At 70.1% G+C, this 11,570-nt stretch carries 13 protein-coding genes; 3 read left to right on the forward strand and 10 right to left on the reverse strand.

The window, feature by feature from the left end; translation table 11 throughout:
• Positions 1–87 precede the first annotated feature (87 nt).
• The 10 genes from ABD154_RS15000 to ABD154_RS15045 form a co-directional block, all read right to left on the reverse strand.
• Positions 88–513, reverse strand: coding sequence for a DMT family transporter (locus ABD154_RS15000; protein ID WP_344251557.1), 426 nt, complete (start codon positions 511–513; stop codon positions 88–90).
• Positions 514–575: 62 nt separating this feature from the next.
• Entirely contained in the window at positions 576–896 is a 321-nt protein-coding gene (locus ABD154_RS15005) for a DMT family transporter (RefSeq protein WP_137825794.1), read from the reverse strand.
• Positions 897–975: 79 nt separating this feature from the next.
• Positions 976–1,440 (reverse strand): MarR family winged helix-turn-helix transcriptional regulator, encoded by a 465-nt coding sequence (locus ABD154_RS15010; protein ID WP_344251558.1) that lies wholly within the window; start codon positions 1,438–1,440, stop codon positions 976–978.
• A gap of 133 nt (positions 1,441–1,573) precedes the next feature.
• Positions 1,574–3,301, reverse strand: coding sequence for a glycosyltransferase family protein (locus ABD154_RS15015; RefSeq protein ID WP_344251559.1), 1,728 nt, complete (start codon positions 3,299–3,301; stop codon positions 1,574–1,576).
• A 153-nt stretch (positions 3,302–3,454) separates the two neighbouring features.
• On the reverse strand, positions 3,455–4,453 hold the full coding sequence (locus tag ABD154_RS15020; RefSeq protein WP_344251560.1) for a BadF/BadG/BcrA/BcrD ATPase family protein: 999 nt from the start codon (positions 4,451–4,453) through the stop codon (positions 3,455–3,457).
• Positions 4,450–5,463, reverse strand: a complete 1,014-nt coding sequence (gene murQ / locus ABD154_RS15025; protein WP_344251561.1) for an N-acetylmuramic acid 6-phosphate etherase — start codon at positions 5,461–5,463, stop codon at positions 4,450–4,452. The genes ABD154_RS15020 and murQ overlap by 4 nt, the downstream gene beginning before the upstream one ends.
• The gene (locus tag ABD154_RS15030; RefSeq protein ID WP_344251562.1) at positions 5,460–6,962 is read right to left on the reverse strand and encodes a sodium:solute symporter; all 1,503 of its coding nucleotides are present in this window, start codon (positions 6,960–6,962) and stop codon (positions 5,460–5,462) included. Before ABD154_RS15030 ends, murQ begins: the two co-directional genes overlap by 4 nt.
• Before the next feature lie 157 nt (positions 6,963–7,119).
• Positions 7,120–8,307, reverse strand: a complete 1,188-nt coding sequence (locus ABD154_RS15035; protein WP_344251563.1) for an anhydro-N-acetylmuramic acid kinase — start codon at positions 8,305–8,307, stop codon at positions 7,120–7,122.
• The gene (locus ABD154_RS15040) at positions 8,304–9,041 is read right to left on the reverse strand and encodes a GntR family transcriptional regulator (protein ID WP_344251564.1); all 738 of its coding nucleotides are present in this window, start codon (positions 9,039–9,041) and stop codon (positions 8,304–8,306) included. The genes ABD154_RS15035 and ABD154_RS15040 overlap by 4 nt, the downstream gene beginning before the upstream one ends.
• 239 nt (positions 9,042–9,280) lie before the next feature.
• Complete coding sequence (locus tag ABD154_RS15045) at positions 9,281–9,538, reverse strand: hypothetical protein (RefSeq protein WP_344251565.1); 258 nt, start codon at positions 9,536–9,538, stop codon at positions 9,281–9,283.
• A gap of 26 nt (positions 9,539–9,564) precedes the next feature.
• Between ABD154_RS15045 and ABD154_RS15050 the strand changes: the two genes are divergently transcribed.
• From ABD154_RS15050 to mgrA, 3 genes are read left to right on the forward strand one after another with little or no spacing between them, the layout of a single operon-like run.
• On the forward strand, positions 9,565–10,110 hold the full coding sequence (locus ABD154_RS15050; RefSeq protein ID WP_198499693.1) for a CGNR zinc finger domain-containing protein: 546 nt from the start codon (positions 9,565–9,567) through the stop codon (positions 10,108–10,110).
• 39 nt (positions 10,111–10,149) lie between these two features.
• Positions 10,150–10,476 (forward strand): 4a-hydroxytetrahydrobiopterin dehydratase, encoded by a 327-nt coding sequence (locus ABD154_RS15055; protein ID WP_198499694.1) that lies wholly within the window; start codon positions 10,150–10,152, stop codon positions 10,474–10,476.
• Between the two features lie 47 nt (positions 10,477–10,523).
• Entirely contained in the window at positions 10,524–11,564 is a 1,041-nt protein-coding gene (mgrA, locus tag ABD154_RS15060) for an L-glyceraldehyde 3-phosphate reductase (protein WP_344251566.1), read from the forward strand.
• The last annotated feature ends 6 nt before the right edge of the window (positions 11,565–11,570 follow it).

An 11,570-nucleotide genomic window follows, 5' to 3' on the forward strand; every position in this document is an offset into this window, starting at 1 on the left:
AGACACTACGCCGCCGGCGTGCGGCCCCACAGGGTGATGACCTGAGACTCGACTGAGGAAACCCATAATCCTGCGGCCCCCTGCGGGTCATTCGGCTGGTGTCGTCCGACCGCGCGCCGAATCCCGAGGCGTCCCCTCGAGGGTCGGACTGTCGGCGAGCTTGAGCCACACGACGCCGCCGATGATGACGGCGAGCCAGAACCCCTTCGCCACGGTGAGCGACTCGTCGAAGAACACCGGCCCGAGCACCGCCGCACCCACCGCGCCGATGCCGGCCCACACCGCATAGCCGATGCCGACGTCGATGCGCTTGAGCGCGACGCTGAGGAAGAAGAGCGTGAGGAGGAAGAAGACGATGGCGACCAGAGACCAGCCGAGCTGCGTGAATCCGGCGCTGCCGTTGACGCTGAGCGCGTAGCCGACTTCGAAGCCGCCGGCCAGCAGGAGCGCGAGCCACGCTCCCGTCTTCGCCGAGGTGGTCGCAGGGTCGGTGATGCGGTTCGGTTCGCTCATGAGCGGGTGTCCCTTCCGGTTCGAGGTGAGCGGCGACTGACGATCTGTTCCGCGGGCGGCCATCACGCCGATCCCGCCAAGTTGAGGCCGACGACTCCGGTGATGACGACGGCGATTCCGAGCAGCTTCTTCCATGTCAGGCGCTGGGACAGGAAGAGCGCGCCGAGGATGACGATCCCCACCCCGGCCAGCGACGTCCACAGCGCGTACCCGACTCCGACGTCGAACGTCAGCAGCGCCAAGCTGAGGAAGAACGTCGCGATGCCGCCGGCGACCAGCGTCGCGATCGTCCACCACAGCCGCGTGAATCCCGCGGCCTTGCCTGCAGCGATCCCGACGGCGATCTCGAAGATCACCGCGATCGCGAGATAGATCCAACTCATCATGTGCATCCTTTCGCTTTATTTGTGTGTACATGCAGGTATTTCGACAGAAAAGAACTCAGCGCGACGGCCTCGTCCGTCACTCGCCGACGAGCCGACGAACCTCGCCCAGTGACGATCGGACCGCCTCGGCGTCGAAGTCCGGAAAATGCACCCCGGGTCGGCTGAGCACATCACGGAGACGGTCGCCGTAGGGCTCGTCGATCTCCCTGACGAGCTGCTCGCCCCGGTCGCTGAGCACCGCATAGACCCCGCGGCCGTCATCGGCGCAGACATCGCGCACCGCCAGCCCCTTCGATTCGAGCCGACTGACGAGCCTCGTCACCGAACTCGGGTTGAGCCCGACCCTGCGCGCGAGCTCGCTGACCCGCAGCTCCCGGTCGGACGCGACCCGGAGGAAGCCGAGGGCCCGATACTCCGTGAGCCCGAGCCGGTAGGTCTCCGTCAGCCACTTGTCGAGGTTCGCATCGACCGCGGCGGCGAAGACGGCCACGTGAGACCACGCCTCGCCGAGGCCGGCGAGCTCATCTATTTGCGTGCGCATGCAGTTAGATTAGCAGGGTCGAGCCGAGATCGGACAGGTTGCGCGGAAATTCTTCGCACCACCTCGGCGATGCGCCGGTCGACCCGGGCGCCCACGGGTCGGCTTCGGGTGCCCACCGGTCGCCCCGGGCCCTTCAGGCGGCGCGTCGCAGGGACGCTCCCGACACCTTCTCCGTGACGTCGAAGCGCTCGCGGTAGCGGCCTGTGAGCAGGCACCACTGCGAGTACAGCGCGGTGCCGGCGTTGAAGATCAGGAGCGTGAGCGGATAGAGCAGCCACTGCAGCCACATCGTCACACTCCGGGAGACCGGCACGTGCACCGGCCGCGGCGGGAGGAGGGCACGGAAGACGAGCACGGAGACGAGGAGCGCGATCATGCCGATCTGCTGGATGAGCCCCACGGTCATCGGCATCGCCTCGATGAACTCGCTCGCCTGCCCCGTGTGCGAGGCGACGACGAACGGGATCCACCCGCCCACGGCGATGATGACGGAGATCGACGCGAGGCTGACGTGCCCTTCGAGGAGGGACAGGAAGCGCAGGACCCCGGGCCAGAACGGCGACTTCGCATCACCGGCGAAGACCCGCACCCCGACGTACGGGACATCGCTGGCCCCGTACGACCAGCGGCTGAGCTGCTTGAACTGGGCGACCATCGTCTCCGTGAAGCTCCCGGCGAGCACGGCATCCTGATAGATCGGCACGTGGATGGGCACGACCCGGTAGTCGCCGTCGAAGTGGAACCAGCTGCGCCAGTACTGGTGACCGTCCTCGACGATCGTCCGCGTCGACCAGAACCCCATGTCGATGAGTGCCGGCAGCGGCTGGGAGTGCGACGCGAAGTTCCGCAGCGCGAAGCGCCGCACCGTGGTCGTGAGATTCCAGAAGCAGTTCGCACTCGCGACGACCCGCGACGGTGCCGGAGCATCCCAGATGTTCGTCATGTAGAGGCTGATCGGCTGGAATGACAGCCGCGCCCGGTCGGGTGCCTTCGCGTACTCATAGGCCACATAGTCGAAGTACGACTCGTGCGGGGTGTTGTCGCAGTCGAGGCTCGTGACGATGACCCGCTCCGGGTCGATCCCGCGCTCGCGCACCCAGCTCGCCAGCTTCCGCCCGGCATGGGTGATGTTCGCCCCCTTCCCGGCGATCTCACCGGGCACACCTGCCGGGTGCGGGACCGGGACGAAGGCGAAGAAGCCGTCCCCGTACTCGGCGGAGAGGCGGCGCGCCGTCTCCGCCATCACCGGCCCGCCCCGCTCCTCGAACGCGAAGAAGACGACGATCTGCCGCGGCGAGGTCGAGGTGTGCAACAGGGTGCGGATGGTGCCGGCGATGACGTCGAACGGCTCGTTGTACGCGGCGACGACGACGGCGTGGAGCAGCTGGGAGGGGCGCAGGACCGACTGCGGGTCCTCCCGCACCCGTGCCACGGTCGCCGCATGGTCGGCGGCCCGGAAACCGCACTGCGGGGACGGCAGGGCGGGCAGTCCGGCGATGGCCCGTTCGAGATCGACGAGGCGGGCGCTCCAATCGACGCGGGCGCTGCGCCGGTACCGGTTGAAGCCGCGGGCGACGTCGACGGCCCCGCGCAGCGCCCGCACGAACGTCAGCCCGACGATCGTGAGGACGTAGACCGCGCCGACCATCGGATCGATGAACGGCAGGATGAAGACGAGCGCGATCGCGCTATAGCTGATGACCGCCGGCAGCGCTTCGAAGACGCGGTAGACCGGGGTGCGTCGCCCCGTCGGCAGTTCGAGTCCCTGCACCTCACGACGCGAAGGGCGCCGAGGCGCGACGACGTCGATGACTGGCAGACCGGCCCCCTGGGGTGCGGGAAGGCCGCGGTGGACGGACACGTGCTCCGACCTCGGACGGCGGTCGAATCCGGACGACGGTTCGCGACTGGTTCTCACAGTCCCGATCCTGCGCAAGACATCTGACCACGGGCTGATCCGCAGATGCCGGTCAGGTGAACAGTTGTCGTCGGCAAGCTGACTTGCAGACGACCGTCACACCCAGAGAACGGCCTCCTGGGCACGGATCCGCTCGGCGGCGATGAGGCTCGCGAGCACGAGCGCCCCGGCGAGCGGATCGCCGCCGGGTTCGACGACGGTGATGTCGGGGTCGATCCGCGCCGCCTCCGCACCGAACTCCGCAAGGAGGGCTTCTCCCGCCCTGGTCAGACCCCCGGTCAGGGCGATGCGGGAGGCACCCGAGGCCGCCGCTGCCGCGACTGCGCTGCGCGCGGCCTCCTGCCCCGCCTCGGCGAGGAGGGCCACAGCCACCGGATCCTCGACGCGGGCGAGTGCTGCGACGTCAACGGCGAACTCCGCGAGGAGGCCCGCCCGGTCGCTGCGGGTGTAGAACGTCGCCGGCCACGTGCTCGGGTCCCCGAAGCGCCCGGTCGCTGCGGCGAGGAGCGCGGCCCCGCGCCGATCGACCCTGTCGTGCGCGCGCAGCGCGGCCTCGAGGGCGAGCCGCCCGATCCACGCGCCGCCCCCGCGGTCGCCGAAGAGGTGGCCCCAGCCGTCGACGCGCGTCCACTGCGCACCGAGGATCCCGTCGTCGTCGGCCCCCGGGTGCGCGATCGCGATCGCCCCGGTGCCGAGCACGGCGATCGCCCCGCCGGCGCCGCCGAGCGCACCGAGGTGAGCGGTGACAGCGTCGATCGTCACCGCGGTCCGCGCGTCCGCCTCGGCGGCGATGACCTGCGCGAGCCCGGTGGGATCGGGGCTCAGGGACGCGATCCCGGTGGCCCCGATCCCGATGCCGGTCACCCGGGAGAAGGGCTCCGGCCAGACCTGTCGGGCCGCGGCGACGAGCCGTCGGATGACGACGGGTGCGCTGGTGCCCTCGGCCCCGATCTCGACGCGGGGGCCGGTGAGCGTGCCGAGGATGACCTGGTCGCCGAAACTGTCGGCAGCGGGCGCGGCGAGCGCGACGCGGCTGCCGGTGCCGCCGACGTCGATGCCGAGGACGAGGTCACCGGTGGCCGAGCCGGGCATCATGCGCCGGCCCCGGGACCGGGGCTGCTCTCCGCGGGGCCGTCGGCGGTGGTTGCCGCGGCGGCGATCGCCGCTCTCACCGAGCCGTCGTGCCCGGCGAGCAGCTCGGCGGCAGCGGCGGGGGCCACCTCGGCGAAGGAGACGACGAGCGCGGTCTTGAGGTCACCGTCGCACCGGACGAGGAGCTCACGGGCAGCGTCGTCGTCGAGGTCCGCGGCCTCCCGGAGGATGCGGACGGTGCGCTCGCGCAGCTTCGCGTTCGTCGCGACGACGGAGACCATGAGGTTCTGCCACGTCCGCCCGAGGGCGACCATGAGCGCGGTGGAGAACCCGTTGAGGGCGAGCTTCTGCGCGGTGCCGGCCTTGAGCCGGGTCGACCCGGTGACGACCTCGGGCCCGGTGTCGAGGACGATGTGGGCCGCGGCCGCCGCGGCGACGGGCGCCTGCGGGTTGTTCGAGATGAGCACGGTGTGCGCGCCGGCCTCCCCGGCGGCCTCGAGCGCCCCGCGGACGTAGGGGGTCGACCCGCTCGCGGCGATCCCGATCGCGACGTCCCGCTCCCCCAGCCCGGCACCGTCGCGGCGCCCGTCGGCCAGCGAGTCCTCGGCGTTCTCGACGGCGTTGACGAGTGCCGGCTCCCCGCCGGCGATGTGTCCGACGACGCGGCCGGGCTCGAGATTGAACGTCGGCATGAGCTCACTGGCGTCGAGGACCCCGAGGCGACCGGAGGTGCCGGCCCCGAAGTAGTGGACGGTGCCGCCGGCGCGCATCCGCTCCGCCGCGAGGTCGACGAGTGCGGCGAGGTCCGGCAGGGCCGCGGCGACCGCGTCGAGCACTGCCTGGTCCTCGGCGTTGAGCAGGGTGAGCACGCCGAGGCTGTCGAGGTCGTCGAGACCCGCGCTGCGCGGATTGCGCCGCTCGGTCGGCGAAAGGCTCAGCGGGGACTGCGGGTGAGCACCCGCGGGGCGCTCGCCGGGATCCGACTTCGGGGGCTGGGACTGTGCCGCGGTCATCGCAGGCTGCCCTCCGCCTCGGCGACGGCGGCCACGGGTGGGGCCGGATGCCGCAGGGACAGCAGCCCGCCGATGGAGACCATGACGATGACGCCGAGGAGGGGATACCACTGCCACGCCACCCAGACCTCACCGGTGACGTACTTCTCCATGACGAAGAAGAACGCGTTGACGGCGATCGCGAGGGTGAAGGCGATGTTCGCATCGACAGCGGTCGCCCGCTTGTTGACCATGCCGAAGACGAAGGCGCCGAGCAGCCCGCCGTAGGTGATGCCGGCGATGCCGAGGGCGAGGATGACGATGTTGCCGGTGTCGGATTCGAAGACCGTGGCCGGGAGGATGAACGCCACACCCCACGCGATCGTCGCCCAGCGTCCGACCCTGAGTCCCTCGGCGTCGGTGAGCGGGGTCCTGCGGAAGCGGGCGACGACATCGTTGACCGTCGAGGAGGACAGTGCCGAGAGCGAGGAGGACAGCGTCGACATCGCCGCGGCGAGGATGCCGGCGAGCAGCAGCCCGGAGATGCCCGGCGGCAGGCCCTCGATGATGAAGAGCGGGAAGATCTCGTCGTCGCGGGTGAGCCCGAGATCGGCCGGCAGCGCCTGGTCGTAGTACGCCCACAGGGCGAGGCCGACGGCGAGGAAGATCGCGAACTGGACGAAGACGACGATGCCCGACCAGATGAGCGCCTTCTGCGCATCGACCTTCGTCCGGCAGGCGAGCAGCCGCTGGACGATGATCTGATCCGCCCCGTGGGAGGCCATCGCGAAGACCGCACCGCCGACGAACGAGGGGATGAACGATCCCGCGGCATTGATCGGGTTGCCCTCGAAGACGAACATCTGCAGCTTCCCGGCGGCGGCCGCCTCGGCGAACCATCCCCCGCCGACACCGGCGGTGATGACGACGATCGCGAGGATCCCGCCGAAGACGTAGAGGAACATCTGGGCGACGTCGACCCAGACGACGGCCTTGATGCCGCCGATGAACGTGTAGACGATCGTCACGAGGGAGAGGACGACGATGATGACGAAGTAGTTCGTGTGGATGCCGAGCCCGTCGAGGATGACCTTGAGCGGGATCGCGGCGGCGAGCACGCGGATGCCGTCGGCGAGCAGGCGGGTGAAGAGGAACGTGATGCCCGCGGTCGTCTGCGTCGACTGGCCGAAGCGCTTGCCGAGGTACGCGTACGCCGTGATCATCTCCCCGTCGTAGTAGCGCGGCAGCATGAAGAACGCGACGAGGACGCGGCCGACGATGTAGCCGAGCGCCAGCTGCAGGTAGGAGATGTCGCCGAGGTAGCTCATCACCGGGATGCCGATGACGGTGAGCGCGCTCGTCTCGGTCGCGACGACCGACAGGCACACCGCCCACCAGGGCAGCTCCCGCCCGCCGAGGAAGTAGTCCTTGAGCCCGGTCTGTCGTCCGCTCAGCTTCAGGCCCAGCCACGCGGTGGCGACGAGGTAGACGACGATCACCAGGAGGTCGATGATCTGCATGGTCGTGACTCCTTCTCAGTGCGGCGGTCTCGGCTGCCGGCGTCCTTGCCGGTGAGCGCCGCATCGGGGGTTGCGGTGGGGTGTTGGCGGTTGGGGTGGTTGGCGGTTGGGGTGGTTGGCGGGGCGGCTGGCGTTTCCGGGCCTGCCGGGGCCGGCCTCAGGTCCGGTCGTCGATGCGCATCCGGCGGGGTCTTCGGTGCAGCGGTGCGGGCAGCGCGAGCGGTCTCCATCCCGGGGTGAGCCGGCCGGCGATGCTCGGTCGGCTCGCCCCGGTCAGGCTCGGTTCGGTGGCCGGCAGGCCGTGCCAGCTCAGCCACCCGATGAGCGCCATGAGCAATCCCTCCTTCGCACCCTCGGGCAGGCCGAGTGCCGCATCGGTCGTCTCGAGTACCACGCCGGAGCCGAGCGCGGTGTCGAGGGCGGCCAAGAGCGTCGGATTCCGGGTCCCGCCCCCGGACGCGATGACCGCGGTGACCCCGTGGCTGCCGGCCGCCTCGGCGATGGTGCGGGCCGTGAGCTCCGTGACCGTGGCGATGGCATCGACCGCGCCGAGGTGGGGGTGGGCTTTCAGATGCCGGTCGAGGTAGGCGGCGTGGAAGAGCTCCTTGCCCGTCGACTTCGGGGCGGGGCGCCGGTAGTAGGGGTCGCCGAGGAGGTCGGCGAGCAGGACCTCATCGACCCGACCGTTTGCGGCGAGGGCGCCGTCGACGTCGCAGGACTGCGCACCGTCGGTGATGCGGCGGGCGAGGACGTCGATGAGCGCATTCGCCGGGCCCGTGTCGAAGGCGAGCGGCGTACGGTCGGGAGCGATGACGGTGAGGTTCGCGATTCCGCCGAGGTTGAGCAGCGCAGTCGGACTCGTCACCGCGCCGAGGAGCATCGTGTCGAGGATCCCGACGAGCGGGGCGCCCTGCCCGCCGGCGGCGATGTCGGCGGAGCGGACGTCGGAGAGCACGGGGACGCCGAGGCGCTCGGCGAGCCAGGCGGGCTGGCCGAGCTGCAGGGTCGAGGTGACCTCGCCGTCGGCGACGTCGTGGCGCACGGTCTGACCGTGGGAGACGACGAGGTCGGGGACCACGCCGGTTCTCGCGCAGACCTCGGCGAGTGCCTCGGCGGCCATCCTGCCGAGCCGGCCGTCGACCCCGCTGACGAGGGCGAGCGGAATGTCGCCGGGTTCGAGGAGACGGAGGATGTCGGCGTGGAGGTCCGCGTCGAAGGGGACCTCGACAGCGGCGAGGAGGCGCACCGACAGGTCGTCGGGAGCCGCGGGGTCGTGGGCGAAGTCGGCGACGACGACGTCGAGTCCGTCGGCCGAGGTGCCCGTCATCAGGCCGGCGATGATCATGGGCGCGGCCTTTCGGCGACGCTGCTCTCCGGGCGGACGGGCACGGTGAGTTCGGTCCGGACCTTGTAGCGGTCGCCGCGGTAGACCGAGCGGACGAATTCGAAGGGCACCTCGTCGGCGCTGCGCGAGGTGCGTTCGAAGAGCAGGGCCGGGGCCTGGATCGGGGCGCCGAGGTGGTCCGCCTCCTCCTCGTCGAGGAGCGTCGGTTCGATCGTCTGCACGCTGTGGGCGAGGTCGATGCCGAAGCGGGTGTGGAGGAGTTCGTAGAACGAGGCGTCGACGAGGTCGGCGGCGACGAGCCCGGGCACGCGCGCGGCGGGGATGTGGAGCTCCTCGAGGGCGATCGGCTCATCGTCGGCGAGGCGCAGGCGGAGGATCGTCAGCACCTCATCCCTCTCGCCGAGGTGGAGCTTGCGTCCGATGTGCGCCCCGGCCTCCCCGCGGTCGAAGGAGAGCACCCGGGAGCCAGGATGCAGTCCGCGGGCCAGCATGTCCTCGGTGAAGGAGCTCGCGGCCAGCGGCTGGTCGAACTTCGGACCGAGCGCGAAGACCCCGGCCCCATGCCGACGGCGGACGACGCCCTTCGCGACGAGGTCGTCGAGGGCCCGGCGCAGCGTCATCCGGGAGATGCCGAGCTGCTGCGCGAGCTGGCGCTCGGGCGGGAACTGCTCTCCGGCGGCCATGCCGTCGAGGCGATCGAGGAGCTGATCCCGAATCGAGTGGAATTTCGTCACTCCCCCATTGAGTCACAGCTCACACACGAAATCAAGACCACTGGTCTACTTTGGGGGCGCGGCGGGGCGCGACGCCGCTGACGCACTGCCGGCGAAAGGCACGAATGCTTGCGAAAAGTTCGACACGCAGACCGAATGGCGGCGAAAAGTCATTCTGCACGGTGACTAGTCGTGGCCGAATCGACTGTCTGCGGGCAGCCCGGTGCGTGTCACTCCAGCAGCGGTCCCGCGAGGTCGTCTCACCTCGGCGCGACGACCCGGCTCAGCCCGCTGGGCATCAGCGCACCGGCCCCGAGGTGGTCGACGCGGCGAGCCCCGCAACGCGCGCAGCGGACGTAGACGATCAGTCCGGTCGAGACGCGGTGCTGCGACTCGGTCTGCCAGCCGTGCTCACAGTCGCCGGCGGAGGCCTGTCCCCCAACGGGGGAGGCATAACCCCCGACGGCGGTGCCGTTGTCACGAGTCGCGCGGGTCTCACGTCCTGCTCTGGTGTCCATACCGTCCACCCTGATGTAATGGTCTTATGCAACTCAACCCTTACGGCGAATATGCGGTGCTGCTCGCGGCGTCGCTCGCCGACGACTGGCCGAGCGATCGCGACGGGATCGAGGCCCGCACCCGGGAGTTCGGGATGACGATGGGCTTCGACCCGACGCCGACCGACCTCGGCGACACGCGCGCCGTCATCGATGAGTGGCTGACGGTCGTCGACGCCGCCGACCCTCAGCGCCGGGCGGAGATCCTCAACGCGATCATGGCGAATGCCGCAGCCTACCCGCGCCTCGTCGACCACGACGATGAGGGCTGGCACCTCCACTACCGGGATTCGAACCAGTCGCTGGCCCATGTCCTGCGCGCCGTCATCTGCGTGGGCACGGCCCTGCACCTGACGACCCGCGGCATGCACCGCCTCGGTCGCTGCGCGGCCGGCCTGACACCTGGCGACCCGTGCGACAACGTCGTCGTCGACATCACCCGCAACGGCCGCCAGCGCTACTGCTCGGTCCGCTGCGCCAACCGCGATGCCGTCCGCCGCCACCGTGCGAAGGGCGCCGGGAATTCCGCCTGAGGGGTTCCCGTCCCGGCGATGTCTTTCTAGCATGGTGCCATGGCTGAATACAGAGGACAGGAACTGCAGGACAAGCTCGCCGAGGCGGGGCTGAGCGATTGGAAGGGCGGCTCGGACAGCATCACCGCGAAGTACCTCACCGGGGACTTCGCGACCGGACTCGACCTCGTCAACCGCCTCGGCGCCGCTGCTGAGGAGGCCAACCACCATCCCGACATCACTCTCACCTACCCCGTCGTCGAGGTGGTGCTCACCAGCCACGACACCGGTGCGGTGACGGAGCGGGATCTCACGCTGGCGGCCACGTTCAGCGACATCGCCGCAGGTGCGGACATCTCCGCCGATCGCAACGGACAATCCTCGTGACCTAAGCTGAACGCGACCGCCTGTCACCAACTTCCGGGAGACGATCCGTGTACGCCGCCGCCGAGAACCGCTACGACTCGATGACCTACCGCAGGGTGGGCCGATCCGGTCTCGTCCTGCCGGCACTGTCGCTGGGCATGTGGCACAACTTCGGCGACGATGTCGCCTTCCAGACCCAGCGCGACTTGGTCCGCCGCGCCTTCGACCTCGGCATCACCCACTTCGACCTCGCGAACAACTACGGCCCGCCTGCCGGATCGGCCGAGATCAACTTCGGCCGGCAGCTGCGCGAGGACCTCGGCCCCTACCGCGATGAGCTCATCATCTCGACGAAGGCCGGCTGGGCCATGCACCCCGGCCCCTACGGCGGACCCGGCGGCAGCCGGAAGTACCTGCTCTCGAGCCTCGACGCGTCGCTCGCTCGCCTCGGCCTCGACTACGTCGACATCTTCTACTCCCACCGCCCGGACGCCTCGACTCCGCTCGAGGAGACCATCGGGGCCCTCGACACGGCCGTGCGCTCGGGCCGCGCCCTCTACGCCGGCATCTCCTCGTATTCGGCGGCCGACACCGCCCGCGCCGCCCAGATCGCCGACGACCTCGGCACCCCGCTGCTCATCCACCAGCCCTCGTACTCGATGCTCAACCGCTGGATCGAGGACGACGGTCTCCTCGACACCACCACCGAGCACGGGCTCGGCGTCATCGCGTTCTCTCCCCTCGCCCAGGGCCTGCTCACCGACAGATACCTCGGCGGAGTGCCCGAGGACTCACGGGCCGGCAAGGACACTCCGTCGTTCAAGGACGGGTTCCTCTCCGAGGACAACCTCGCCCGGATCCGCGGACTCGGTGAGATCGCCGCCGCCCGCGGTCAGTCGCTCGCCCAGATGGCGCTCGCCTGGGCGCTGCGCGATCCCAGGGTCTCCTCGCTCGTCATCGGCGCGAGCCGCGTCGACCAGCTCGAGAACAACGTCGCCGCCCTGAGCGCAGATCCCTTCACCGAAGACGAGCTCGCCGCGATCGACTCCTTCGCCATCGACTCGGGCGTCGACATCTGGGGCGATGCCCGCCGCAGCACGCAGGACTGACGTTCC

Source organism: Brevibacterium sanguinis (assembly GCF_039528855.1).
Taxonomy (GTDB): Bacteria; Actinomycetota; Actinomycetes; order Actinomycetales; family Brevibacteriaceae; genus Brevibacterium; species Brevibacterium sanguinis.